The organism is Pseudomonas sp. NFACC39-1, from assembly GCF_900110355.1.
GTDB lineage: Bacteria > Pseudomonadota > Gammaproteobacteria > Pseudomonadales > Pseudomonadaceae > Aquipseudomonas > Aquipseudomonas tehranensis.
In genome coordinates this window covers 17,761-43,987 of sequence record NZ_FODL01000001.1, presented here as the reverse complement: position 1 = coordinate 43,987, position 26,227 = coordinate 17,761, and the positions used below count along the sequence as shown (strand labels likewise).

Here is a 26,227-nt window from a genome sequence, read left to right as displayed (position 1 = left end):
TGGAGCCTCGCTGATGAAATCCTATGAAGTCAACTTTGACGGTCTAGTGGGGCCGACCCACAACTACGGCGGGCTCTCGTACGGCAACGTCGCGTCCCAGAGCAATAGCCAGCAGTCCTCCAACCCCAAGGAAGCGGCGTTGCAGGGCCTGGCGAAAATGAAAGCGTTGATGGACATGGGCTTCCAGCAAGGCGTGTTGGCGCCCCAGGAGCGTCCTGATGTGGCGGCCCTGCGTCGGTTGGGTTTTGCTGGCAGCGATGCCCAGGTCATACAGCAGGCTGCCAAAGAAGCGATGCCGCTGCTGGTCGCCAGTTGCTCGGCCTCCAGCATGTGGGTGGCCAATGCCGCTACGGTCAGCCCGAGCGCCGACACGGCTGATGGCCGCGTGCATTTCACCGCTGCCAACCTGAACTGCAAATACCACCGCAGCATTGAACACCCGACCACCAGTCGGGTGCTGGGGGCGATGTTTGCCGATCAGCAGCACTTTGCCCACCACGCCGCGCTGCCGGCGGTGGCACAGTTCGGTGACGAAGGCGCGGCCAACCACACGCGTTTCTGTCGGGCTTACGGCGAGGCGGGTGTTGAATTTTTCGTGTTCGGCCGCAGCGCCTTCGACACTCGTTATCCCGCACCGCAGAAATACCCGGCACGCCAGACCCTGGAAGCTTCTCAGGCGGTCGCTCGTCTGCATGGTCTGAGGGAGGAGGGCGTTGTGTACGCCCAACAGAACCCATCGGTGATCGACCAGGGTGTGTTCCACAATGATGTGATCGCGGTGGGCAACGGCGAAGTGTTGTTCTATCACGAGGATGCGTTTCTCGAGACCGACCGGATGCTGGCCGAACTGAGCAGCAAACTCGCCAAGGTCGGGGGGAAATTTCAGTCGGTGTGCGTGCCGCGTTCGGCGGTTACCGTCGATGACGCGGTACGTTCCTACCTGTTCAATAGCCAGTTGCTGTCGCGTCCCGACGGCTCGATGCTGTTGATCGTGCCGGAAGAGTGTCGCGGCAACGAGCGCGTCTGGCAGTACCTGCAAGGCCTGACGGGCTCTGGCGGGGTGATTGGCGAAGTGAAAGTCTTCGACCTCAAGCAAAGCATGCAGAACGGCGGTGGTCCGGCTTGCCTGAGGCTGCGCGTGGCCCTCAATGAAACCGAACTGGCCGCCGTCAACCCAGGGGTTATCATGACCGCGCCGTTGTACGATTCGCTGACCCAATGGGTCGAGCGTCACTACCGCGATCGCATGACCGAAAACGACCTGGCGGACCCGCAGCTACTGCTCGAATGCCGGGCGGCACTGGATGAGCTGACACAAATCCTTAAACTTGGCGCGGTTTATCCTTTCCAGATCAATTGAAAGCGCGCGCGACCTGACTACAGTCAAAGCAGGGCGCGTTGCCTTTTCCCCCGACGAGAACGTAAAAACATGAGCGATACCTTGCAACTGATCCTTGAAGACACCGACGGCACCCAACTGGAAACCTCCTGCACCCGCGTTGCGGTCATGTGGCAGGGCAAAGAGGTGTGGATCCAGCAGGATGGCCGCGGTCAGTTGCTGATCGGCGTCGACGTCGAGGAAGGGGATGAGGAATACGCGAACCTGTTGCTGCGCCCCTTGGCGACCAACCTGGTGAGCCTGCAACTGGAAATGGAACCGGCCGACATGGGCGACGATGATCATGTCCATGGCCCGGATTGCGGCCACGACCATTAAGGAGCCGCGCTATGCTCGCCCTCGGCAAATTGCTTGAACTGACCCTCGCCGGCCGTGAACCGGCGGAGAAGACTCAACTGACCGTCGAGGGCGTACGGATGCGCTGGCTGAGCGAGGGCGCGCTGGAGGTCAAGCCGCCCCAGGCCCGGGACAATGGCCAGGACCTGTTGCTGTCAGCCGGTATCCACGGCAACGAAACCGCACCGATCGAATTGCTTGATCGGTTGCTGCACGACATCGCCCGTGGGGATCTCAAGCCACGGGCACGCATTCTGTTTCTGTTTGGCAATCCCGAGGCCATCCGCCGCGGAGAGCGTTTTGTCGAGCAGGACGTCAACCGGTTGTTCAACGGTCGTCATGAGCTGAGCGGCGGCGCCGAGGCGTTGCGGGCTTGTGAATTGGAGCGGTTGGCCGCCAGTTTCTTCAGCGTGCCGGACCGCAGTCGCTTGCATTACGACCTGCACACCGCCATCCGGGGTTCGAAGATCGAGCAATTCGCCCTGTATCCGTGGAAGGAAGGTCGCCAGCATTCACGCCGTGAACTGGCGCGGCTGCGCGCCGCCGGCATGGAAGCGGTGCTGCTGCAGAACAAACCGTCCATTGTGTTCAGCGCCTACACCTATGACCAGTTGGGTGCCGAGTCTTTCACCCTGGAACTGGGTAAGGCCCGGCCGTTCGGGGAAAACGATGGCGTCAACGTCAGTCTGCTGGAAACCCGTCTGCAACAGATCATCGAAGGCACCGAACCCGAATCGGACGAAAGTCTGGACGGCCTGCAACTGTTCAGCGTCGCGCGGGAAATCATCAAGCACAGCGACAGTTTCCGTCTGAACCTGCCGGCGGACATCGAGAACTTCTCGGAGTTGGGCAAAGGCTATGTCCTGGCTGAAGACATCGCCCAGACCCGTTGGGTCATCGAAGAGGAAGGTGCGCGGATCATCTTCCCGAACCCCAAGGTCAAGAATGGCTTGCGGGCGGGGATCCTGATCGTGCCGGCCACGGATGAAAACCTGGCTTGACCCGAATGTAGACTCAATACATGCCCCCTGTGGGAGCGAGCCTGCTCGCGATAGCGGTATATCGGCCGACATTGTTGGCGACTGACACTCTGTCATCGCGAGCAGGCTCGCTCCCACAAGGGAATCTGTGTCTAGCCTTAGACCGCTACCGCCCGCTGCTCACTACGACGCAGCACCCGGGTCTTGTGCAGGGTGTCGGCGCAGGTCTTCGCCGCTTCCTGGCCCTTGTGCACAAAATGCTCAAAGAAGAATTTCTGATGCTCTTCCCCAGCATGGAAGTGATGCGGCGTGAGTACGACCGAGAACACCGGCACCTCGGTTTCCAGCTGCACCTGCATCAGGCCGCTGATCACCGATTGGGCGACGAACTCGTGACGATAGATACCGCCGTCCACCACCAGCCCGGCGGCGACGATGCCGGCGTAGCGGCCAGACTTGGCCAGCAGTTTGGCATGCAGCGGGATCTCGAAGGCGCCGCCGACTTCGAAGAAGTCGATATCGCTTTCCTGGTAACCCTGGCTGATCATTTCGGCGACGAAGCCTTTACGACTCTGGTCGACGATTTCCTTGTGCCAGCAGGCCTGGATGAACGCGACGCGCTCGCCGGGATGACTTTTGGTTTTGCTGTCGATTGCGGTGGGTTGCATGTTCTGGTTCCTGTTTGTGTAAAAAACAGGGCGTCATGAATCGAAGGGGATTCGAGGGTGCGTCGCGCGCAGACAGTCGCAGACGGCCCTTGGGTGCCGATCCCGTTCTCTCTTCATCCGGACTATGACCGTCGGCCCCGGAATCACACCGGGTCTGCTGACCTTGGCACTACACCGCAGAAGCCGTGTATCGCCAAGCGCTCGCGGGCTATGCACCTTGCGTGCAATTACCGCCGGTGGGGAATTGCACCCCGCCCTGAGAACGTTTTTGCCGCCATGGTTTATGGCAGCGGAGGATTTTTAACACATATTTCAGCACAGCGCATGACCTGGATGGCCCGAGCACAATGTGGCGAGGGAGCTTGCTCCCGCTCGGGTGCGAAGCAGCCGCCAGAGATTGGGCCTGCTTCGCAGTCCAGCGGGAGCAAGCTCCCTCGCCACGGAAATTCCTTCAATCAGACTTGATTATTCACCGCCAAGCCCGCAGTAATTGCCCTTCGAAAAGGATTCCCCTTCACCTGAACCCGAGGCCAGATTCATGAGTGTTATCGATCTTCGCAGCGACACGGTCACCCAGCCCTCCGCCGCCATGCTGGAGGCTATGGCCAGCGCGCCTACCGGCGACGATGTGTATGGCGAAGACCCGACCGTCAATCGCCTCGAAGCCGAACTGGCCGGGCGCCTGGGGTTCGCTGCGGCGCTGTTCGTACCCACCGGCACGATGAGCAACTTGTTGGGGTTGATGGCCCATTGTGAGCGTGGTGACGAATACATCGTTGGCCAGCAGGCCCACACCTATAAATACGAGGGCGGCGGCGCGGCGGTGCTCGGTTCAATCCAGCCGCAACCCCTTGAGCTGCAAGCGGACGGCTCTCTGGACCTGGAGCAAGTGGCGGCCGCCATCAAACCCGATGACTTCCACTTTGCCCGTACTCGCCTGCTGGCGCTGGAAAACACCATGCAGGGCAAGGTCCTGCCGCTGGAGTACCTGGCCCGGGCCCGGCGCTTTACCCAGGCGCATGGCTTGGCCCTGCACCTGGACGGCGCGCGGCTGTACAACGCCGCAGTCAAGTTGAATGTCGATGCCCGGGAGATCACCCAGCATTTCGATTCGGTGTCGGTGTGCCTGTCCAAAGGCCTTGGCGCACCGATTGGCTCGGTCCTTTGCGGCAGCGCCGAACTGATCGGCAAGGCACGCCGGCTGCGCAAGATGGTGGGCGGCGGCATGCGCCAGGCTGGGATCCTGGCAGCGGCGGGGCTGTATGCCCTGGATCATCAGGTCCAGCGTCTGGCCGATGACCATGCCAATGCCCAGCGGCTTGCCGAGGGCTTGCTCGGGGCGGGTTACGAGGTCGAGCCGGTGCAGACCAACATGGTCTACGTGCAAATGGGCGAGCGGGCCGACGCCATCAAGGCGTTTGCCGCTGAGCGTGGCATCACGCTCAGTGCCGCGCCAAGGCTGCGAATGGTGACTCACATGGATGTCAGCGGCGCGCAAATCGACGAAGTGATCTGCGCTTTCGTCGACTTTTCCCGTAACTGACCCGTCAAGCGGTCCAATTGACCGTTTCTATCGCATAAACACGCTGTACCCCAGGCGAAGGGCCGATATAATGCGGCCCTTTGCCGTTGCTTCGTCTGTTGACGTTTTGCACAGGCCTTTGGCCGCAGCCTCCGTGGAAGAACCTAATGAAAAGCGCAGAAATCCGTGAAGCCTTCCTTCGCTTCTTCGAAGAGCAAGGCCACACCCGAGTAGCCTCCAGCTCTTTGATTCCGGGCAACGACCCGACCCTGCTGTTCACCAACGCGGGGATGAACCAGTTCAAGGACTGCTTCCTGGGCCAGGAAAAACGTGCCTACACCCGTGCCGTCAGCAGCCAGAAATGCGTGCGCGCCGGCGGCAAGCACAACGATCTGGAGAACGTCGGCTATACCGCTCGTCATCACACTTTCTTCGAAATGCTGGGTAACTTCAGTTTCGGTGATTATTTCAAGCGCGACGCCATCACCTTCGCCTGGACCTTCCTGACCTCCGACAAGTGGCTGAATCTGCCCAAGGAGAAGCTCTGGGTAACGGTCTACGCCACCGATGACGAGGCTTATGACATCTGGACCAAAGAGGTCGGTGTTCCGGCCGAACGCATGGTGCGTATCGGCGACAACAAAGGCGCGCCTTACGCCTCCGATAACTTCTGGACCATGGGCGACACCGGTCCATGCGGCCCTTGCACCGAGATTTTCTACGATCACGGCGCCGACATCTGGGGCGGCCCACCCGGCTCGCCGGAAGAAGATGGCGACCGCTACATCGAGATCTGGAACAACGTCTTCATGCAGTTCAACCGCACCGCCGATGGTGTGTTGCATCCGTTGCCCGCGCCGTCGGTCGACACCGGCATGGGCCTGGAGCGGATCAGTGCGGTGCTGCAGCACGTTCACTCCAACTACGAAATCGACCTGTTCCAGAGCCTGCTAAGCGCTTCGGCCAAGGCCATCGGTTGCAGCAACGACAATCAGGCGTCGCTCAAAGTGGTCGCCGACCATATCCGGTCCTGCGGCTTCCTGATTGCCGATGGCGTGTTGCCGTCCAACGAGGGCCGCGGCTATGTGCTGCGCCGGATCATTCGTCGCGCCTGCCGTCACGGCAACAAGCTGGGCGCCAAGGGCAGTTTCTTCTATCAGATCGTTGCGGCCCTGGTGGCCGAAATGGGTGAGGCCTTCCCGGAACTCAAATCCCAGCAGGCGCACATCGAGCGTGTGCTCAAGGGTGAAGAAGAGCAGTTCGCCAAGACCCTGGAGCAGGGTTTGAAGATCCTCGAGCAGGATCTGGCCGAGCTCAAGGGCAACGTGGTACCGGGCGATGTCGTGTTCAAGCTGTACGACACCTACGGTTTCCCGATGGACCTGACGGGCGACATCGCCCGCGAACGCAACCTGACCCTCGACGAGGAAGGGTTCGAGCGCGAGATGGAAGCCCAGCGAGTGCGTGCGCGTTCCGCCAGCTCCTTCGGCATGGATTACAACAGCCTGGTCAAGGTAGACGTGGCCACCGAATTCACCGGCTACGCCGCCACTACCGGCTCTGCCAAGATCGTGGCTATCTATAAGGACGGGCAGTCGGTCGACATCCTGAGCGAAGGTCAGGAAGGGGTGATCGTACTGGACCAGACGCCGTTCTACGCCGAATCCGGCGGGCAGATCGGGGACAGCGGTTACCTGCAGGCCGGCAACTCGCGTTTCGATGTGCGTGACACCACCAAGACCGGTGGCGCATTCCTGCACCACGGCGTATTGGCGTCGGGCAGCCTGATGATTGCCGCTCCGGTCGCCGCTCATGTCGATGCTGAGGTTCGTCACGCCACCTCGCTGAACCACTCGGCTACGCACTTGCTGCACGCCGCGTTGCGTCAGGTACTGGGTGAGCATGTTCAGCAGAAGGGCTCTTTGGTCGACAGTCAGCGCTTGCGCTTTGACTTCAGCCATTTCGAAGCCATCAAGCCTGAGCAGCTCAAGGCGCTGGAAGACATCGTTAACGCCGAGATCCGCAAGAACTCGCCGGTTGAAACCGAAGAAACCGACATCGAGACCGCCAAGCGCAAGGGTGCCATGGCGCTGTTCGGCGAGAAGTACGGCGACAGTGTGCGCGTGCTGAGCATGGGCGGCGATTTCTCCGTGGAACTGTGTGGTGGTATCCACGCCAACCGGACCGGCGATATCGGCCTGCTGAAAATCATCAGCGAAGGTGGTGTGGCTGCCGGCGTGCGCCGCATCGAAGCGGTCACCGGCGCGGCGGCCCTGGCGTACCTCAACGCCGCCGAAGAACAACTCAAGGAAGCGGCGAGCCTGATCAAGGGCAGCCGTGACAACCTGATCGACAAGCTCTCGGCTGTGCTGGAGCGCAACCGTCTGCTGGAAAAGCAACTCGAGCAGTTGCAGGCCAAGGCTGCCAGCGCCGCGGGCGACGATCTGTCGGCCCAGGCCGTGGACGTCAAAGGCGTGAAAGTGCTGGCCGTGCGTCTTGACGGTCAGGATGGCAAAGCACTGCTGGCGCTGGTCGATCAACTGAAAAACAAACTCGGCCGCGCAGTGATCCTGCTCGGCAGTGTCCATGAGGAAAAGGTCGTTCTCGTCGCAGGCGTGACCAAAGACCTGACTGGCCAACTCAAAGCCGGTGATTTGATGAAGCAGGCCGCTGCGGCAGTGGGCGGCAAGGGCGGTGGTCGTCCGGACATGGCGCAAGGCGGCGGCACCGACGCCAGCGCCCTGGATGCGGCACTGGCCCAGACCGTTGCATTTGTAGAGCAGGGTATTTAAGGCAGCGTTCCGGGCGCGTGGTCTAGTCGCGAGCCCGGCCGCTGTTGAGTGATTATTGGGCGCCCTTCATGGGCAGAGGCGGCTTTGAAATGGCTTTGATCGTACAGAAATTTGGAGGCACCTCGGTCGGCACTGTCGAGAGAATCGAACAAGTCGCCGACAAGGTTAAGAAATTCCGTGAAGCGGGCGATGACCTGGTGGTTGTGTTGTCGGCAATGAGCGGCGAGACCAACCGTCTGATCGATCTGGCCAAGCAAATCAGCGGCGAGCAGCAACCGGTTCCGCGTGAACTGGACGTGATCGTTTCCACCGGCGAGCAGGTGACCATTGCCTTGCTGGCGATGGCGCTGATCAAACGGGGTGTGCCGGCAGTGTCCTATACCGGCAATCAGGTTCGTATCCTGACGGACAGTGCGCACAATAAAGCGCGTATTCTGCAGATCGACGATCAGAAAATTCGCGGTGACCTGAAGGCCGGTCGCGTGGTGGTGGTCGCCGGTTTCCAGGGTGTGGACGAGCACGGCAATATCACCACCCTTGGCCGTGGCGGCTCCGATACCACGGGCGTGGCGCTGGCGGCGGCACTCAAGGCTGACGAATGCCAGATCTACACCGATGTGGATGGTGTCTACACCACCGACCCACGGGTGGTGCCTGTGGCTCAGCGCCTGGACAAGATCACCTTCGAAGAGATGCTGGAAATGGCCAGCCTCGGTTCCAAGGTGCTGCAGATCCGGGCCGTCGAATTCGCCGGCAAGTACAACGTTCCGCTGCGCGTTCTGCACAGCTTCAAAGAGGGTCCGGGCACCCTCATTACTATTGATGAAGAGGAATCCATGGAACAGCCGATCATTTCCGGCATCGCTTTCAACCGCGATGAAGCCAAGCTGACCATCCGTGGCGTGCCAGACACCCCCGGCGTGGCGTTCAAGATTCTCGGCCCGATCAGTGCCGCGAACATCGAAGTCGACATGATCGTGCAGAACGTCGCGCACGATAACACCACCGACTTCACCTTCACCGTGCACCGCAACGACTACCAGGCCGCGGAAGCTGTGCTGAAAAAGACTGCTGACGAGATTGGTGCCCGAGAAGTGGTGGGTGATACCAAGATCGCCAAGGTCTCGATCGTCGGTGTCGGCATGCGTTCTCACGCAGGCGTGGCCAGCCGTATGTTCGAATCCCTGGCCAAGGAAAGCATCAACATCCAGATGATCTCTACTTCGGAAATCAAGGTTTCCGTGGTCATCGAAGAGAAGTATCTGGAGCTGGCCGTGCGCGCCCTGCACACGGCTTTCGAACTCGACGCTGCTGCCCGACAGGGCGAGTAAGGCGTTGTCTTGGGGGCGCGGTTTACCGCGCCCTTTGTTTTTCTGAAAGGCGCGCTCCAAAACTGTTCTTTTGCTCGCGCTGGTCAATACTAGGCTTGTAGGCTGCGACCGTTTCGGTTGTAGGGCCTACGCCTTTTTTTTGCAGACTGTTGTCCCTGAACTGAATTGCGTGAGGAGAAAGGTATGCTGATTCTGACTCGTCGGTGCGCAGAGAGCCTGATTATTGGCGATGGCGAAATCACCGTGACCGTGCTCGGCGTCAAAGGAAATCAAGTGCGTATTGGCGTCAACGCCCCGAAAGAGGTCGCGGTGCACCGAGAGGAAATTTACCTGCGTATCAAGAAAGAGAAGGACGACGAACCAAGCCATTAATTTTTATCGTTTTTTATGTTTGCAAACGGGGATGAAGGTGGTTAATATACGCCCCGTGTTGCGGAGAGCTGGCCGAGTGGCCGAAGGCGCTCCCCTGCTAAGGGAGTACACCTCAAAAGGGTGTCGGGGGTTCGAATCCCCCGTTCTCCGCCATTATTTATTTAGTGCGACGTAATCTGGCTTTATCGGTAAGTTGTTGTAATTACTGAAAAAAGCGCTTTACAAAAAGATTCGGCGACCTATAATGCGCGGCAACAAATGCACTCGTAGCTCAGCTGGATAGAGTACTCGGCTACGAACCGAGCGGTCACAGGTTCGAATCCTGTCGAGTGCACCATTTAAGAGTTGTTTGCAGTGATGCAAATAACTTGGCTTCAACCAGTTGTGATCTGGTATAAAACCACAATCTGCACTCGTAGCTCAGCTGGATAGAGTACTCGGCTACGAACCGAGCGGTCACAGGTTCGAATCCTGTCGAGTGCACCAAACACCAAAAAGCCCGCGTTTAACGCGGGCTTTTTGCTGTCTACGATTTGCCTTTTACACACCCCTTCTCATCGAACACGATCTCTGCGCTGCGACCTTTTTTCGCTTTGTAGGTATATCGGGTGCTGGAGTTCCTGATTTTGACTGAGTCGGGTCTGCCCAGAGCGCTTTCCACGTCCTGCTGGCTCATGCCGCTCACAATTCGTCTGTTTATGATCGCTTCGCGGCGTTGCCTAGGGTTGAGCATATTCGCGCAGTTGTCTTCAAGCTGGCCGACAACAGTCGGTTCCTTGCGGTTGGTTTTGTTGCCAGATGTTTGCCGAACCTCCGCTTCGGGCAGCAGGTTTTCTGTCAGCGGCTGGATCGTCCCTGGGCTGGTCGGATGGACCTGCTGAAGTGACAAGGTTTCTCCTGGTCGGCAACTCAGGGTGGTGAAGGTTACGTGCCCAGCGGTACTTTCGCAGCGATGCACGCTTTGCCCGGCAGCTCCCAAGGGCAGGCAGGGCAGGGCAGCGAGTAAAAACAGGTAACGACTGACGGGCATCCTGACGTCCTCCTTGACGGTGAAGAACAGAAGGGTAGTCGCTACATTTTTAGTGGGGCGTGTGTTTTCTTTTCAGGATAAGTCGTCGTAGGCATAGAGGTTCAATCTGCGTTCAGGTATGTCTCGCAAGCGCTTGTTCTTGCCATGATTTTTTAACGTTTTAAAGCGTCAAGCGGTGTATGATTGCGCCCGTCAGCCCCGCCGGGGCTTGTGGAATATCCCATGGACTTACCCAGTAGTTACTCAATATCCCGTTTCACCAATCATGAACTGACTGATTGATCCTTCCGGCGTGCTCCACTGCTGGGAGTGGAGTTCGCCTATGACCGAAATAGAAGTAAAGAAAACGCAGGAAAGCCTTCAGGATCGCCTTGCTCAAGTCGTTGAGCTGCTGCATCGCCAGCGGGTGGTCGAAGACCTGACACATCGCCAGGAAGGCCCGCATCACGACCTGGTCGAGAACCTGGTCCACCGGCAGAATCTCGTCGAGCTGCAACGCAAGCTCGATGACCTGCACTCCGCCGACGTCGCCTACATCCTTGAAGCCTTGCCGCTGGAAGAGCGTCTGACGGTCTGGCAGTTGGTCCAGGCGGATCGTGACGGTGACATCCTGCTTGAAGTGTCCGACTCGGTTCGTGAAACCCTGATCGCTGACATGGATGATCACGAACTGCTGGCGGCGGCCAAGGAAATGGACGCCGACGAACTCGCTGACCTTGCGCCCGAATTGCCACGGGACGTTATCCACGAACTGATGGAAACCCTCGACGGCCAACAGCGCGAGCGCGTGCGTTCGGCGTTGTCCTATGACGAGGAGCAGGTCGGTGCGCTGATGGACTTCGAGATGGTGACCATCCGTGAGGATGTCAGTCTTGAAGTGGTATTGCGTTACCTGCGCCGCCTCAAGGAGCTGCCGGGACATACCGACAAGCTCTTTGTAGTCGATTACGACGGCGTGCTCAAAGGCGTGCTGCCTATCAAGCGATTGCTCGTCAATGATCCGGAAAAGCAGGTGGCCGAGGTCATGGCCAGCGATCCGGTGAGTTTTCATCCGGACGAGGATGCCTACGATGCGGCCCAGGCGTTCGAACGTTACGATTTGATTTCTGCACCCGTCGTCGACAAGAACGGCAAGTTGATCGGCCGTCTGACCATCGACGAAATGGTCGACCTGATTCGTGAGGAGAGCGAAAGCGAAGTCCTCAACATGGCCGGTCTACGCGAAGAGGAAGACATCTTCGCCTCGGTCTGGAAGTCCCTGCGTAACCGTTGGGCCTGGTTGGCGGTCAATTTGATCACGGCTTTTATCGCCTCCCGGGTCATCGGTCTGTTCGAAGGCTCTATCGAAAAACTGGTAGCCCTTGCGGCGCTGATGCCTATCGTTGCGGGGATTGGCGGCAACTCCGGCAACCAGACCATTACCATGATCGTCCGCGCCATGGCGCTGGACCAGGTCAGTACCGGCAATACGTCGCGACTGATGCGCAAGGAACTGGCCGTGGGCTTGATCAACGGTCTGGTTTGGGGTGGGGTGATCGGCGTGGTGGCGTATCTGCTGTATGGCAGTTGGTCGCTGGGTGTGGTGATGACCGCCGCGATGACGCTCAACTTGTTGTTGGCGGCCTTGATGGGGGTATTGATTCCCATGACCCTGGCTCGATTGGGGCGTGACCCCGCCATGGGGGCCAGCGTGATGATTACCGCCATGACCGACAGTGGCGGGTTCTTCATTTTCCTGGGGTTGGCAACGATTTTCCTGCTCTGATTCGCACCTCAATAAAGCCCGCCAATTTGGCGGGCTTTTTCGTGGGCGTCAGAAATCTCAGTCACCAAATTCCAGGCAAAAAAAAGCCAGCACAAGGCTGGCTTTAACATTTTGGGTGCGATCAGGACGCGTCTGCGGCCATTTCTGCGTCATGGGCAATCAGCGAAACGAGGGCGTTTTGCTGGCGATGAGAGAGTTGTCGGAAGCGTTGAAGCAGCTCGCGTTCGTGCAGTGACAGCTCTGGGCTGTCCAGCCGCATGCTCAGCTCTTCACCCAACGCACCTTCCTGAATAAGGCTTTGCTCAAGGCGCGCGATGATTTCGGAGTTCATGCTGCGGTGATGATTGCGAGCCACCTCGGCAATGCGTTCCCGCATTCCGTCTGGCAGACGTACGACGAACTTGTCAGCCGTACGGCTGGAATAAATTGCCTGTTTCATTGGGCGCATATTTATTTAACCGGTTAGTTCAGGGGAGCGGTTCTCGGGATTGGCCGCAGGATGTCGATAGGACAAGCCCCTTAGCCAAATGTTCAACCTGAATTGTTAAGAGGCCCGCATCATGCCTCAAAATTGCCAGATCATTGGCGCCAATTCTGTGACAAATATTGATCCGCGTAAAGGCGTTATGCCAGTACCCTTCGTCAAAAATGCGGACTGGTTTGAAAAATTCCCAGGTTCGCATCTTGTGACCACTGCATCGTGTCTATGTGCCATACCGTCTGGCGGATAAGCGCAGAAGGGGGCAGAGGCGTGTGCTGTCCTTGTATTGTACAGGATAGTGGCAATTTGCCGATTTACTAGAATGAGCAGGGTGGGCCAGATAAGCGGCAGTCCGGTCCGGGATTTTCGATGGAATGCGTGGCGAGCGGTACATCTGCCTACACTTAAAAAGCCATGGACGACATGACAAACGCCAGGCTGACCGTTAACATGCACGCCGTCCAACGCACCGCGTTTCTCGTGGTCGACTTGTGTCTCAGTAGCTCAATTGGATAGAGCATCCCCCTCCTAAGGGGAAGGTTGGCAGTTCGAACCTGCCCTGGGACACCATCATTTCTCCAACCCTCCAATAGTTTGCCCCCTTTCGCCAAATCCCCATGGTGGGTGCGGACGTCGGTTCGTTCACCGCGAAAAAATCCATCTCGTACAGGTCCGAGCAGACGATTTCTGTCGGTGGTTTTTAATGCGTCCTGTGAGACACGTCTATTTTTTGAGCAGAAAGTTTCTCCTCCCTTGAACCGAAGGCGATATGCAGAGTCTGGTGTGCGCGTAGTTTTGCGCATCAGCAGCGTGAGTATTTTTGGTGTCAGCCTGGATTTTCCGGTGTTTCCCGAAATGAAAAGACCGATACCCGGTGCTTTGTCTGCTCGCCAGTTTGCTGCTATTTCCGTATCGAGGGATCGAACATGTTTTCACCCGCCCATTGGGCGAGGTTATGCCTGGCTTTGCTGTGCTTTTCTTCGCTGACGCCCGCTTACGCTGCACCCACCCCCGGCGACACGGACCTGATTCGTGAACGCCAGGATCGCTTGCTCGAAGAGCAGCGTCGGCGGCTTGAAGAACTCAAGGATCTGCCAGGCAAGTCCGCAGCGCCCCAGGCCCCGGCCGCGCCGAGCGACAGCCGTTGCTTCCCGATCAAGACCATCGAGCTCAAGGGTGCCGATGCGTTGTCCGAGAGAGAGCGCCAAGACCTGCTCAGGCCCTATATCAACCAATGCCTGGGCGTGCCACAGCTTAATGAGCTGCTCAAGGTCATCACCGATTACTACCTGGAAAAAGGCCTGGTCACCAGTCGTGCCTATTTGCCGCAACAGGACCTGTCCAGCGGTCACCTGCAAGTGCTGGTGGTTGAGGGCCGACTGGAAGGGCTGAAGGGTGCCGAGGGCAGTGGTCTGTCCGAGCGGGAACTGGCCATGAGCTTTCCCGGCAAGGCGGGCGATTTGCTCAATCTGCGGGACATCGAGCAAATGGTCGACCAACTGAACCGTTTGCCGTCCAATCGCGTGCAGATGGAGTTGGCGCCAGGACAGGATCTCGGTGGCAGTGATGTGCGGGTCAAAAACACCCCGCAAAAGCCTTGGCGCGTTGGCGTGGCGCGACATAACGATGGCCAGAAGAGCACCGGCGAACAGCAATGGGGCACCTCATTCGACTGGGACAGCCCGCTGGGCCTGGCCGATCAACTGGCCTTGCGCGGCGGCCACGATGCCGTCAGCGATCACCAGAAAACCTCGCGCAATGCCATGCTCTATTACAACCTGCCGTTTGGCTGGTGGAACCTGAGCTACAGCTACAGTCAGAGCGAGTACCGTGCGCTGGGCCAGGCCAACGGCTTCAATTTCAAACAGAGCGGCGATAGCCAGAGCCATCAGGTGCGCCTGGAACGGGTGGTCCATCGCGACGCGGTGAGTAAGACTTCGCTCAACACCGGCTTGGCGTACCTGCGCACTAACAACTTCGTCAACGACAGCAAGCTTGGTACCAGCAGCAATCGCATCAGCGAGGCGCAGTTCGGCATCAATCATGGACGACGAGTCGGCAATGCATTCGTCAACCTGGACCTGGGTGTGCAGCAAGGCATCGGCGCCTTCGATGCGCAGGGCGACGAAGACCCGGGTCCCGGTCAAGCCGACGCCCGCTACCGCAAATACACCGCCACCCTCAGCTATTTGCAGCCCTTCATGCTGGGCGGCGAATCCTTCAGTTTCAGCAGCCTGATGACTGGCCAGCGCAGTGAAGATGCACTGTTCAACCCGCAGCGCATGAGCCTGGGCGGCCTGGCGTCGATCCGGGGCTATAAGGACCAGACGCTGTCCGGCGACAGCGGTGGTTACTGGCGCAACGACCTGCGCTGGAGTCGTCCGGTGACACTGCCATGGCTGCGCCCGGTGTTCGCCGAATACGGCACCAGCCTCGGTTATGACGTGGGGGTGATTCGCGGCAATCGCTACAACGGCGACCAGCACGGGCGCATGTCGAGCCACTCGCTGGAGTTGTTCGCCCGCGGTGAACACCTGAGCGCCAGCGTCACCTTCGCCCATTCTCTGGAACGACCGGATGCCCTGACCGAGCGCGAAGCGCCGATCTATTTCCGTGTGGATGTATCTATCTAATTTCTGCTGCAACGAGACCCGATCATGGACGACCGCCTACACGCTTTTCTGGCCCGCCAGCCTTCTGCTGCCGTGCAAACCCGCGAGCACTTCTGGGGCATGCCCAAGCGCGGCCTGGCATTGCTGTTGGCCAACGTCATGTTCTGGCAGCCGCTGTGGGCCCAGGCCGACGGCATCGTCGTCAGCGCACCGGGCACGACCCTCGGTCAGGCCGGCAATGGCGTACCCATCGTCAACATCGCCAAACCCAACGGCAGCGGCCTGTCCCACAACCAGTTCAAGGACTACAACGTCGGCAGCAACGGCGTGATCCTCAACAACGCCACCAACCCCGCCCAATCCACGCAACTGGGCGGGATCATCCTCGGCAACCCGAACCTCAACGGCGCGGCGGCCAAGACCATCCTCAACGAAGTCAATGGCGGCAACCCCAGTCAGTTACGCGGTTACACCGAAGTAGCGGGGCAGTCGGCGCATGTGATCGTCGCCAACCCTTATGGCATTTCGTGTAACGGCTGTGGGTTTATCAATACCCCCAAAGCGACCTTGACCACCGGCAAACCGATTATCGAAAACGGTCAGTTGAGTCGCTATCAGGTCGACCATGGCAGCGTTGCGATCGAAGGCGCAGGCCTCAACGCCAACAACGTCGACCGTTTCGAGATCATCACCCGCAGCGCGAAGATCAATGCCGAGATCCAGGCAAAGAATCTGACGATTATTGCCGGGCGTAACGACGTCAACGCTAACTCCCTCAACGCTACCGCCCGCACCGACGACGGCAGCGCCAAACCGCAATTGGCCATCGACTCCTCGGCCTTGGGTGGCATGTACGCCGGGGCGATCAAACTGGTGGGTACGGAGGCCGGGGTTGGCGTGAAGCTGGACGGCAAGATGGTTGCCAGCGGCGGTGATATCCAGCTCGATGCCAATGGTCATTTGAGCATGGCCGAGACGGCTGCCGCCGGCGCCGTCGACATCCAGGCCAAAAGTGTGGAAGCCCGCGGCCAGGTGTACGCCGGTAGCCGACTGGACGTGACGACACCGGGTGACCTGACCAGCCAGAACAATCTGGTGGCGCGCGACAGCATTCGCCTGGACAGCGGCGGCACGCTGAGCAACAACGGGATTATCGAAGCCGGGGTCAACGCCGATAACAGCCGCAATACCGTAGGTGATGTCACCCTCACTGCCAAGCAACTGAACAACGGCGGCAAAACTGTCATCGCCAGTCGTGACTTGAATGTCACGACCACGGCGGCGCTGAACAACCAGGGCGGTACGCTCAGTGGGCAGCGCAAGACCACCATCACCGGCAACATGGTGGATAACCGCAACAAAGGCCGCCTCCTCGGCGGCACCGAACTGCACCTGAACGCCGATCAAGTCCTCAACAGCCAGGGCGGCCTGATCAACAGCCAGGGTCTGCTGACAGCCAACCTGGGCCATCTGGAAAACAATGCAGGTGAACTGTCGAGCCTGAACAGCGCGACGCTGGTCCTCGGCAGCCTGGACAACCTAACCGGCCTGGTCATGGCCGGCAAAAACCTCGACATCACTAACACCGGCGCGATTAATAACCGGGGCGGCGAGCTATCCAGCCAAGGCATCGTGACCGTGCGCACCGCCAGCCTGGACAACAGCAACAAAGGCACTGTTGCCGCCAATGGCAAGCTGGTGGTCACGGCGACCGGCAAGGTCAACAACGCTGACAGAGGCCTGATCGCCAGCCGCAGTGCCGGTGTCGAGCTCGAGGCCTCCAACTTGGATAACGCCAAGGGCACTTTGCAGGGCAAGGGCTTGGTCACCGTGGATGTATCCGGCGATATCGATAACCAGGGCGGTACGATCATCGCTCAAGACGCCAACCTGAACATCGAAGCGGCCAACCTGGACAACCGTGGTGGCGTGCTCTCCAGCGTCAAGGCCGCCCTGGAGGCGCGTACCACTGGCGTGCTGAGAAATGGCTATGACCTCGATGGCCAGGGCGGCACGATCCAGGCCCAAGGACTGAACATCCAAGCCTTGGCGGGGCTGTTCAACGACGGCGGGCGCATGGCCGCAAAGGCGGGCGATATCGTGATCACCAACGTGGCTGCGGATATCGACAATCGCAGCGGTGGGATGTACGCCACGGGCAAGGTCAAGGTCATTGGCCGGGACATGGACAACAGCGGCGGCGGGCAGGTCAGTGCCAATCGCATCGACTTTGACCTTTCGGGCGCGCTTAACAACAGCGCCGGCATCATCGAAAGCCAGGACAGCCTGGATATTCTCGCCGCCAGCCTGAGCAACCAGAAAGGCCAACTGCGCACCCTGGGCCAGAACAGCACCACGGTATTCAACATCGGTGGCCTGTTCGATAACAACGACGGCACCCTGGAAACCGCCAGCCAAAATGTCGGGCTGGACACCAACAGCCTCCAGAACGTGGGTGGCAAGCTGTTGCACACCGGCCTGGGAGTGTTCGGCATCAGCCAGGCCAACCTGGGGCAGGCCGGCGGTCAGCTGGTGACCTACGGCAACCTGACGGTGACGGCTGACCGCTGGACCAACAGCACGGCGATCCAGGCCGGGCACTTGGTCGTGGATGTCGACCAGATGACCCAGACCGCCACCGGCCAGTTGCTCAGTACCGACAGCCTGGTGGGCCGTGGCAGCAACTGGCACGTTGACGGCCTGATCGGCAGTGATGGGACCATCGATCTGCAACTGACCGGCGCCTATACAGGCAACGGCCGCTTGAGCAGTCTCGGCACCTTGGGCCTCAAGGCCGCGCTGATCAATCTGGAGCAAAACGGCAGCATCGCGGGCGGTGGCAACACAACCGTCGTGGTCGATGGCGTCCTCAACAGCTACGGTCGCCTGACCTCGGCGGCGGACCTGAGCGTCAGGGCCGCCACGCTCAACAACTATGGCACGCTGGGCAGTACCGGCGCGCTCGGTGTGTCGACCGGTGACCTGCTCAACGAACACGGATTGATCTTCAGCGGCGGCAATACCAGCCTGCGCGTCAATAGCCTGACCAACCGCTATGCCGATATCTACAGCCTGGGTGATCTGAGCATCGATCGCGACGGCCTCGGCACGCGTGCCAGCCGCATCCTCAACAGCTCCGGCTCGCTGCAGAGCAACGGCAACATGCGCCTGGCGGCCAGCACCATCGACAACGTCCGCGAGGTCTTGACCACCAACGATGCAGGCATCTACACCGCCTCGATCAGGGAAGTGGCCTGCATCCCAGGTGATTGCGACGGCCCCAAGCAAAACCACGTCTGGCAGATCATCCAGCGCGACAAGTTCGAAGTCACCGCGGCCAGCGCTGCCTCCAGCATAACCACCGGTGGCAACCTGGACATCCAGGGCGACACCCTGACCAACCGGAGCAGCAGCATCGGCGTCGGCGGTGGATTGACCGCCGACCTCGTCAGCCTGAACAACATCGGCATCGAGACTGGCGAGATCGAAACCTCGCGCACCTTCAGGTCCCAACGCACGCGCCACCCGAGAGGCTGGCGCGCCGCCGCGAATGACTTCACCAACAAATATTGGCTGCAGAGCCCGGGCTACAACGCCAACGACCTGGGTGGCCTTGAAGCAGCGATGAGCCGCTTCATCGGCATGACCGAGATCGAGCTGCTGCAGTTTCGCACCCAAACCAGTACTACCGATAACCAGACCTATGCCGCGATTATCCAGGCCGGTGGCGCCATCGACATTCCCACCCAGGGCGACGTCAACAGCGGCGTCGTGCGTGGCGGCTACAACTACGTCGGCGCTGGCCCACGCACCGACACCCAGGCCGACAACGCCTTCTCGACCCGTATCAGCGTCAATCGGCAGCTACCCCCGAACCTGACCCAGCAACAAGTCGATCCGCTGTCCTTGCCGGGTTTTGACTTGCCCACCGGGCAAAACGGCCTGTTCCGCATGAGCGGCGACGGCTCTACCACGCCAACCCAAAGCACGGGACTGACCCAAGTGCGCGGCCTGCCGGACCGCTCGTTCCAGGCCAACCCGCAAAAATACCTGATCGAGACCAACCCGGCGCTGACCGACATGCGCCGCTTCATGAGCTCGGACTACCTGCTGACGAACCTGGGCTACGACCCCGACGTCGCCGCCAAGCGTTTGGGCGACGGCTTCTACGAACAACGCTTGATCCAACAGGCGGTGATCGCCCGTACGGGCCAACGCTTCCTCGACGGCCAGACCTCCGACGACGGCATGTTCAAGTACCTGATGAACAATGCCATCGCCAGCAAGGACGCGCTCAACCTGTCCCTGGGCGTGAGCCTCACCGCCGAACAGGTTGCGGCCCTGACCCATGACATCGTCTGGATGGAAAACCGGACGGTGAATAACGAGCAGGTGCTGGTGCCGGTGCTTTATCTGGCCCAGGCCAATAATCGTCTGGCGGCTAATGGGGCGTTGATTCAGGGTTCAGACGTCAGCCTGATTGCTGGTAAGAACCTGAACAACGCCGGCACCTTGCGGGCGACCAGCAACCTGAGGGCGACGGCTGGCGACAGTCTGGTTAACAGCGGGTTGTTGGAGGCTGGTAACCGGCTTGAGGCGTTGGCGGGGAATGACCTTGCTAACAGGGCGGGCGGGGTGATCGCTGGGCGGGATGTCAGCGTCGTCGCCGTGGCCGGTGATGTGACCAACGAACGCACCATCACCCGCCACGCCAGCAGCACTGGCTACAAGACCGAGCAACGTGGTTTTGCCGACAGCGCGGCGCGGATCGAGGCGAGCAATGATCTGGCGTTGGGGGCCGGACGGGATATCGCCAATAAGGGGGGCGTGCTCAAGAGCGGCAATGACATGAGTTTGCGGGCGATGCGTGATGTAAATATCGCCTCCGCCGAGCAGGTGGACAGCAACACGATGGGCAGCAGACACCGGGACCAAACCATCACTCAAAGTGGTTCCAGCGCTACTGCGGGCCGGGAGCTGAAGGTGACGGCCGGGCAGGATCTGCGGGTCGTTGCCAGCAACGTCATCGCCCAGAGCGCCCTGGCGCTGACGGCCGGGCGTGATATCGCTATCACGTCTGCCGCCAACGAAAGCCATCGCTCGTCCCAGAGCAAAAAAGTCAAAAGCAGCAGCGACCTGGTGCGCCAGCAGTCTTCGGTTATCCAGTCGGGTGGGGACCTCAGCGCCAAGGCGGGGCAAGACCTGAGTCTCGTCGCCAGTCAGCTGAAAGGGGCCAAGGACGTTGCGCTCGACGCCACGCGGGACATCAGCCTGTTGTCCGCAACGGATGAAGCCGCAGAGTTTTACTCGAAGAAAAGCAAAGGCTCCTTTGGTCGCAGCAAAAGCGAGCAACGGGAAAGCTATGACAGCACCAACGTCGCGTCGGTGGTGGAGGCGGGGCAAGACCTGACGGTCAATACCAGCCAGGCCGCCAGTGGCGGTGTCACGCTGGACGGCGGTCGCAACGTCACGGTGATCGGTAGCCAGTTGAACGCCGGCAATGATTTGGTGGTGGGGGCCACCGGTGATGTGGCGGTGCTCTCGGGCATCGAAGAACACGGTGCCTACAGCAAGAAAACCAAATCGGGTTTCCTCGGCTTGTCCAAGAGCGGCAAAAGCGAGTTGAAAACCACGGCTTCCCAAGTGGCCAGCGAGCTGGAAGCAGGCAACGATGTGGTGCTGGTCGCGGGCAACGACTTGCGTTTGCGCGCCAGCGAAACCACCGCTGGTAATGACGTGGAACTGCGTGCGGGCCTGGTCAAGGACGGCGGCGACATCAACCTCGTCGCGGCCAATGACACCGCTTACAGCCATAGCGAGCAATACAAGAAGAAAACCGGGCTCTCGGTCTCGGGTGGCTTCCTGTCGTTCTCCTCGGCCAAAGAGTCGGGCCGGATCGCGCAAAGCAGTACCAGCGTCGGCAGTCAGGTGACGGCGGAACGCGACGCGACCTTGCAGGCTAGGCGTGACATCAACCTGGTGGGTAGTGGTATCGATGCTGGGCGTAATGTCAGTTTGAATGCCGGGCGTGATGTGAATGTTCTGGCGGCGCAGAACAGTCGTTCCGAGCGGGATTGGGAAAAGAACAAGCAGGCTGGGATTGGTGTGTCCAGCAATGCCAATGGAATCAATTTCTTTGCAGGTGCCGATAGCCTCAAGGAAAGGAACCGTCTGGAACAGCAAACAGCTGCCGCCAGCCAGATCAGTGCAGGGCAAGACGTTTCTATCAGCGCTCAGCGCGACATCAACCAGACCGGTTCGGATCTACGTGCCACCCGTGACATTGGCCTCACGGCCGGCCGGAATATCAACGTCGATGCGGCGCGTGAAACCCAACTGATCGAACAGCAGCGCGAAGCCAGTCGTAACGGTCTTGGCATTTCCTTCAACCATAATTATGGCAGCACCCGGGATGCGGTCAGCGGTGCGGGGAAAGGGGAAAATGGTGTCAGCAAAGCGTCCAGCACCCTCAAAGGCGTTGATGCAGTCACCCAATTTGTCAACGGACCGACCGTCGACGTCAAATTCGGAAACAGCACGCAAACCAGTAGCCAGCAAGTCATTGAGCAGACCAACCGGGCGTCGACACTCGATGCGGGCAACGACCTTAGTCTCCACGCCTATAACGACGTCACGGTAAAAGGCACCCAGCTACATGCCGGTCGGGATATCAACATCAAAGGTCGCGACGTCACGCTGGATGTGGCGAAAGGAAGTGTCAACCAGGAAAGCAGTGAGCGCGAAAGCTGGGGTGGGATTCATGGCGGCACCAGCGGCGGCTTTAAGCTGGGAGTCGGTGGCAGCTATGGTGTTGCCACCGAGGATGGCGTTCACGGTAGCTCGACCGCCACCCAAGTCGTTGCTGGAAGGGATTTCAATCTGGACGCCAGCCATGACATCAACTTGATAGGCACCCAGGTCAAGGCTGGGCGGGGCATCGCGCTTGATGCGGGTAATGAGCTGAACATCAGGTCAGCGCAGAACGCTAGCGACAGTGAGAGCAACCGACACAACGGGGGCGGTGAGGTTGGTCTGGTGTTCGGCTCCGAAGGCGTGGGTGTCTACGCCAGCGTGAACATCGGTAAAGGTAATCTTGAGCGTGAAGGCAATCGCCAACAAGAAGCTTACCTCTATGCCGGTGATCGCTTGGGCTTCACCAGTGGCAAGGACACCAACATTATTGGCGCTACCCTGCGCGGTGATGAGGTCGTTGGTCGTGTCGGCGGGGACTTGAACGTCTCCTCAATGCCTGACACAGGCGAAGTCAAAGGCAAGGAATTCGATCTTAGCGTCACCGTAACCGTCGGTCCGGGGGCGGGTGTCAGCGGGTCGGTGGGGTATGGACAGACGACCGGTGAGACACGTTGGGTCGAACAGCAAACCAGCATCACCGGCGAAAAAAAGGTCGATATCCGCACCGAGGACCATACCCAGCTAGATGGTGCCTTGATTGCTGCCGACAACGGCAACCTCAAACTGGACACCGCAACTTTAGGCTTCAGTGACATCGCCGGTAAGGACAAGGAGCACGGTTATTACCTGAATGTCGGCGGCAGCTACTCCAAGGGTGGCGCCGGTGCCCAGGACAGCAGTCAGGTTGGCAAAGGCGAGAAAGATAAAAACGGCTGGAGCGCGAGCGGTTGGGAGTATGAGAAGGATCGTGCCCAGATCGTCCGGGCCACCGTTGGGACCGGCGACGTCGTGGTGCGCAATGATGCTCAAATCGGGACTGACTCGACGGTTGGGCTCAACCGGGATGTGAGCAAAGCCTATGAGATCACCAGAGATAAGGAGTCTCGGACCGATCTGTACGTCACCAAATCCTCGTTGGAAGCCGTGGCTGATCCTTCCGGGACGGTGGAGAACTGGAAAAACAGCATCAAAAAATACCCGGAAAACAGCCGAAAAGCATATGAGGCGGCACTCCAGTTGATCGCAGGGCCCGTCCAAGCCGCTGGACAGGTTTGGACCAATATCCAGGCCCAGCGAGTTTCAATTGAAGAGGTTCCTGCTTCCGCGAGAGCTGCGTTGGGGGATGAGGTTGCGCTGAATGTTGCGAAGAATCTTGTTCGCAATGGTAAGGATGCTGGGAAGATCAAAGACCTGACGCCCGCAGATGTGATCGTCATTAAAGGCGCGGCGGTAGCATTCGCAGAGTTCGCCAAGTTGCAAGAAACCTGCGAGGCCACGGGTGGCTGTCCAGAGAATAACGAAGGCCCGAAGAAGGCTGAACGTTTCAAGTATTCGGATAGGATCGATCACGTCGCGTTTTTCTCTCCTTTGAAAGAGAGCACGCCTGGCAGTCAACTGCTGGAAAAAACGGCGGCGCTTCAAACTTACTTAGATGGGCTGCCAGTAGAGCAGGTGCAGCTTCTGGGTTTGGGAATCCAGGCCGTCATGGGCCCTGGCAAAATGGCTGTCGGTCTGGCCGGTAACGTTATAGTCGAAAAGCTGTTTGGCGACAAAATCGCAGCAGCCAAAGATTCAATCTCCAAATCGATTGCGAGCGGACTCACGGGTAAGACCAAGGAGCATTTACAAGAAGAAGACGACCTCCGTAAAAGTCTGGAGAAACCGGGCGACGTATACGTTCGTGGCGCAACGACGCTGCTGAATATCGCCTTGGGGACGGTTACAAACGCTGCAGGTGCTGCGACGGGTAAGGTCGTCGGGATTGTAGGTAAGGGGCCTTCGGATGGTATAACGAAGGGGACCGACGGACTGGTGATTGATCCGAAACATCCGGATTGGGCTAAGGAGTTTGGGGAGACGCCGTCGAAGGAATGGGTGGATGCGGCCCCGACTGGCAAGCAGCCAACGACGTCTGTGTCCGACCATGGCCTCAAACCTAACGTTGGGGGGCATGCCGATATTCCTGTGGTAAAGGTCAATACCGGCAACGCCGTCAAAGGCTCTCCTGAGTACGAGATTCTCAATAGTCCGAGTGCAAGGAGCCCCAATACCCGATACGAGCTTGATAATGGCGATTCCTTTACGACAAACAGCAAGGGTTTCGTAGAAGAGCTTACGTTTAATCCGAACCAGACGAAGGTCCCTCGAGATTCGAGGCAAACAGCGGCAGGCAAGGAAGGGCGGGACACAGACGTTGGCGGTCATGCCCAGGCGTGTAGCCAGGGTGGGACCTGTGATGGTTATAATCTGTTTCCACAGGACAAGAATTTCAATAACTCGGCCTATAAGGTTTTCTATGAAAATAGAATAAAGGAAGCTTTAAATGATCCTTCTAAAACTGTTGGTCCGACTACTATAAAGTTTAATCGCACGGATCCTGGTTCGGCGAGGCCCGACACGATGGAATTGACGTATACAATAGATGGCAAGAGTAAGACTTTGCGATTTGAAAATGAGGCTAAAAAAATTCCGGAGGTTATAGAGTGATTATTGAAGATATAGAGTTGGCAAAAGAAATTTTTGCACTGATAGAGGCTGGCATTGTGCATGGTTATGACTCTTTTCGTTACGAAGTTGAGGTGGGTGACGGCTATTCGGAGGAAGAACTCGTGGTTGAAAATAATGGGGTGGAGGTGACAAATGCCGAAACTGATTTCAATGGCGCGGTTCTATATAGTCTGGTAAAGCGATTAAAAGAAAACTCTAGAAAGCGTGGTGAAAACTGGACTTCATTTGTCATGTCCTATAGGCGTGGTGGCGAAGTAAAAACAAATTTCAAGTACTAATGTTCTGGAGCTATAGAGAGTAGGTCACGAACAAATATGGAAAAGGACAGAACATCGTCCGGTTTCTCCAGACTTTTACGGAGGTCGTCTTCTTCCTGTAAATGCCGCGCGATGCACCAACCCGACTCATCATCTGCACCGATGCGGGTCGGCGTCGGGCTGGGCCTTGCCGTTGCCGTCTACACAACCGGAAAAGGCCCCTTCTTCCTGGAGAATTTTGCATACTCCTGGTTACCGCAAGCGGCGGTGCTTTGCATAGCGTTGCTGTGCAAAGCGTCACGAGAATCGCTGGGGGGAATGGCTACTGCCATGGGGCTGTACTTGTTCCTTTTCGACCTCTGGGTCACAGACTCCATGGGGTGGCTTTGCTACTTATTCAGCTTTCCAGGCATCCTCATAGGGGCATTGCTTAACGTTGTTTTCAGCCCCTCGCGGAAGGTATTCAAGGCGCTGGTAGCGTTTGCGTAGGTGGTTCTCGGTATAGTGGGAAATTTGGCGGTTCTCGCTATTTCGGTCACATAAGACTCCTAGCAGCGATTGGCAATATGATATGTACTAACAGGCGGCTTGCAGCCTTGAGCAACTGATAGCAAACCGAATGTAAGCGTCCGAACTACACCGCCTTGCAGCTCAAACCTTAACCCGTTTAAACCACTGATTCACACGCTCGCACTCAAATGCAGCCGGATCAAAAACATCTCCATGCCATTCAACCATCGCCTCATGCTCTGGATGATCGGGGTTGGCCATCGCCTCTAGAAATTCCTCATAATCAGACCCGCCACCCACGTCTTCCGGTGGGGAAGCATTGGCACCGTCGATGCAATACGGCACCTGAGGACAGGCAATGGAAAAGGGGACCAATTGAAAAGGGGACAGATTTATTTAGTTGCGCTGTGTCTTAAATAAATCTGTCCCCTTTTCTGGTTACCCGGACTTTTCTCCGGTTACACTTCATGAGGTTAGGCTTCCTGGTCTGATATCTACAAATCGAGATGCTAACTTTCGTGCTGCCAACCAGATGCTGGCTAATAAGCTTGGTTTGAAAGAGTCAGATGTGGCTCGGTTTATGAGGGAGGAAAAATTTACCTGGCATGAGGTTGAGGATATGCGAAGAATGCAGTTGGTGCCTTCGTTTATCCATACTGGCAAGGTAAATTCGATGGATTTTGGTGTGAAATATGGCCACCTAGGCGGCGTTGCCGAGAAAGCTTTGTTGGAGGTGGTTAAAAAATGAGTGT

General features: G+C 58.5%; 15 protein-coding genes, 4 tRNA genes, 1 pseudogene and 1 riboswitch. Of the genes and pseudogenes, 16 read left to right on the top strand and 4 right to left on the bottom strand.

What is annotated here, in order from left to right; all coding sequences use genetic code 11:
- Positions 1–13 precede the first annotated feature (13 nt).
- The 3 genes from astB to astE all read left to right on the top strand — a co-directional run bounded on the left by astB (position 14) and on the right by astE (position 2,736).
- Positions 14–1,360 (top strand): N-succinylarginine dihydrolase, encoded by a 1,347-nt coding sequence (astB, locus tag BMY45_RS00210; protein ID WP_092392976.1) that lies wholly within the window; start codon positions 14–16, stop codon positions 1,358–1,360.
- Positions 1,361–1,429: 69 nt separating this feature from the next.
- The gene (locus BMY45_RS00205; RefSeq protein ID WP_092392973.1) at positions 1,430–1,717 is read left to right on the top strand and encodes a topoisomerase II; all 288 of its coding nucleotides are present in this window, start codon (positions 1,430–1,432) and stop codon (positions 1,715–1,717) included.
- An 11-nt stretch (positions 1,718–1,728) separates the two neighbouring features.
- A complete protein-coding gene (gene astE / locus BMY45_RS00200) occupies positions 1,729–2,736 on the top strand; it encodes a succinylglutamate desuccinylase (RefSeq protein WP_076383740.1) in 1,008 nt (335 codons plus the stop codon).
- 137 nt (positions 2,737–2,873) lie between these two features.
- Here astE and BMY45_RS00195 read toward each other — a convergent pair whose 3' ends face one another.
- Positions 2,874–3,383 carry a 6,7-dimethyl-8-ribityllumazine synthase gene (locus BMY45_RS00195; RefSeq protein WP_092392970.1) on the bottom strand — a complete coding sequence of 170 codons (510 nt, stop codon included), beginning with the start codon at positions 3,381–3,383 and terminating at the stop codon, positions 2,874–2,876.
- A 100-nt stretch (positions 3,384–3,483) separates the two neighbouring features.
- Positions 3,484–3,651: riboswitch (FMN riboswitch) on the bottom strand.
- 270 nt (positions 3,652–3,921) lie between these two features.
- On the opposite strand from BMY45_RS00195, the gene ltaE reads away from it, so the two are divergent.
- The 7 genes from ltaE (at position 3,922) to BMY45_RS00160 (ending at position 9,886) form a co-directional block, all read left to right on the top strand.
- Complete coding sequence (gene ltaE / locus BMY45_RS00190; protein ID WP_092392967.1) at positions 3,922–4,926, top strand: low-specificity L-threonine aldolase; 1,005 nt, start codon at positions 3,922–3,924, stop codon at positions 4,924–4,926.
- Positions 4,927–5,072: 146 nt separating this feature from the next.
- A complete protein-coding gene (gene alaS / locus BMY45_RS00185) occupies positions 5,073–7,697 on the top strand; it encodes an alanine--tRNA ligase (RefSeq protein ID WP_092392964.1) in 2,625 nt (874 codons plus the stop codon).
- Positions 7,698–7,786: 89 nt separating this feature from the next.
- Entirely contained in the window at positions 7,787–9,028 is a 1,242-nt protein-coding gene (locus tag BMY45_RS00180) for an aspartate kinase (protein ID WP_092392961.1), read from the top strand.
- Between the two features lie 183 nt (positions 9,029–9,211).
- Positions 9,212–9,400 carry a carbon storage regulator CsrA gene (csrA, locus tag BMY45_RS00175; protein WP_003178872.1) on the top strand — a complete coding sequence of 63 codons (189 nt, stop codon included), beginning with the start codon at positions 9,212–9,214 and terminating at the stop codon, positions 9,398–9,400.
- 62 nt (positions 9,401–9,462) lie between these two features.
- Positions 9,463–9,553 (top strand) — tRNA-Ser (locus tag BMY45_RS00170).
- Between the two features lie 107 nt (positions 9,554–9,660).
- A tRNA-Arg gene (locus tag BMY45_RS00165) sits at positions 9,661–9,737 on the top strand.
- A 72-nt stretch (positions 9,738–9,809) separates the two neighbouring features.
- Positions 9,810–9,886 (top strand) — tRNA-Arg (locus BMY45_RS00160).
- A 40-nt stretch (positions 9,887–9,926) separates the two neighbouring features.
- On the opposite strand, the gene BMY45_RS00155 is transcribed toward BMY45_RS00160, so the two are convergent.
- Complete coding sequence (locus BMY45_RS00155; RefSeq protein WP_092392958.1) at positions 9,927–10,430, bottom strand: cell envelope protein SmpA; 504 nt, start codon at positions 10,428–10,430, stop codon at positions 9,927–9,929.
- 322 nt (positions 10,431–10,752) lie between these two features.
- Here BMY45_RS00155 and mgtE point away from each other — a divergent pair, with 322 nt between their 5' ends.
- The gene (gene mgtE / locus BMY45_RS00150) at positions 10,753–12,195 is read left to right on the top strand and encodes a magnesium transporter (RefSeq protein ID WP_092392955.1); all 1,443 of its coding nucleotides are present in this window, start codon (positions 10,753–10,755) and stop codon (positions 12,193–12,195) included.
- A gap of 121 nt (positions 12,196–12,316) precedes the next feature.
- On the opposite strand, the gene BMY45_RS00145 is transcribed toward mgtE, so the two are convergent.
- Entirely contained in the window at positions 12,317–12,643 is a 327-nt protein-coding gene (locus tag BMY45_RS00145) for an Arc family DNA-binding protein (RefSeq protein ID WP_010226671.1), read from the bottom strand.
- 526 nt (positions 12,644–13,169) lie between these two features.
- On the opposite strand from BMY45_RS00145, the gene BMY45_RS00140 reads away from it, so the two are divergent.
- From BMY45_RS00140 to BMY45_RS00125, 4 genes are all read left to right on the top strand, one after another.
- A tRNA-Arg gene (locus tag BMY45_RS00140) sits at positions 13,170–13,246 on the top strand.
- 356 nt (positions 13,247–13,602) lie between these two features.
- Positions 13,603–15,309, top strand: coding sequence for a ShlB/FhaC/HecB family hemolysin secretion/activation protein (locus tag BMY45_RS00135; RefSeq protein ID WP_092392952.1), 1,707 nt, complete (start codon positions 13,603–13,605; stop codon positions 15,307–15,309).
- A gap of 24 nt (positions 15,310–15,333) precedes the next feature.
- On the top strand, positions 15,334–24,687 hold the full coding sequence (locus BMY45_RS00130; protein WP_256573609.1) for a hemagglutinin repeat-containing protein: 9,354 nt from the start codon (positions 15,334–15,336) through the stop codon (positions 24,685–24,687).
- On the top strand, positions 24,684–24,986 hold the full coding sequence (locus BMY45_RS00125; protein WP_019579680.1) for a hypothetical protein: 303 nt from the start codon (positions 24,684–24,686) through the stop codon (positions 24,984–24,986). Before BMY45_RS00130 ends, BMY45_RS00125 begins: the two co-directional genes overlap by 4 nt.
- A 630-nt stretch (positions 24,987–25,616) precedes the next feature.
- Here BMY45_RS00125 and BMY45_RS00115 read toward each other — a convergent pair.
- A pseudogene (locus BMY45_RS00115) lies at positions 25,617–25,832 on the bottom strand (plasmid pRiA4b ORF-3 family protein); the annotation flags it as partial.
- A gap of 43 nt (positions 25,833–25,875) precedes the next feature.
- On the opposite strand from BMY45_RS00115, the gene BMY45_RS00110 reads away from it, so the two are divergent.
- Positions 25,876–26,223: an HNH endonuclease gene (locus BMY45_RS00110; RefSeq protein WP_092392946.1), complete on the top strand. Its 348-nt coding sequence runs from the start codon at positions 25,876–25,878 to the stop codon at positions 26,221–26,223.
- The last annotated feature ends 4 nt before the right edge of the window (positions 26,224–26,227 follow it).

Excerpts from the sequence above, each read along its gene's own strand:
- astB (WP_092392976.1), top strand. The coding sequence starts at position 14 with ATGAAATCCTATGAAGTCAACTTTGACGGTCTAGTGGGGCCGACCCAC.
- BMY45_RS00205 (WP_092392973.1), top strand. The coding sequence starts at position 1,430 with ATGAGCGATACCTTGCAACTGATCCTTGAAGACACCGACGGCACCCAA.
- astE (WP_076383740.1), top strand. The coding sequence starts at position 1,729 with ATGCTCGCCCTCGGCAAATTGCTTGAACTGACCCTCGCCGGCCGTGAA.
- BMY45_RS00195 (WP_092392970.1), bottom strand. The coding sequence starts at position 3,383 with ATGCAACCCACCGCAATCGACAGCAAAACCAAAAGTCATCCCGGCGAG.
- ltaE (WP_092392967.1), top strand. The coding sequence starts at position 3,922 with ATGAGTGTTATCGATCTTCGCAGCGACACGGTCACCCAGCCCTCCGCC.
- alaS (WP_092392964.1), top strand. The coding sequence starts at position 5,073 with ATGAAAAGCGCAGAAATCCGTGAAGCCTTCCTTCGCTTCTTCGAAGAG.
- BMY45_RS00180 (WP_092392961.1), top strand. The coding sequence starts at position 7,787 with ATGGCTTTGATCGTACAGAAATTTGGAGGCACCTCGGTCGGCACTGTC.
- csrA (WP_003178872.1), top strand. The coding sequence starts at position 9,212 with ATGCTGATTCTGACTCGTCGGTGCGCAGAGAGCCTGATTATTGGCGAT.
- BMY45_RS00155 (WP_092392958.1), bottom strand. The coding sequence starts at position 10,430 with ATGCCCGTCAGTCGTTACCTGTTTTTACTCGCTGCCCTGCCCTGCCTG.
- mgtE (WP_092392955.1), top strand. The coding sequence starts at position 10,753 with ATGACCGAAATAGAAGTAAAGAAAACGCAGGAAAGCCTTCAGGATCGC.
- BMY45_RS00145 (WP_010226671.1), bottom strand. The coding sequence starts at position 12,643 with ATGCGCCCAATGAAACAGGCAATTTATTCCAGCCGTACGGCTGACAAG.
- BMY45_RS00135 (WP_092392952.1), top strand. The coding sequence starts at position 13,603 with ATGTTTTCACCCGCCCATTGGGCGAGGTTATGCCTGGCTTTGCTGTGC.
- BMY45_RS00130 (WP_256573609.1), top strand. The coding sequence starts at position 15,334 with ATGGACGACCGCCTACACGCTTTTCTGGCCCGCCAGCCTTCTGCTGCC.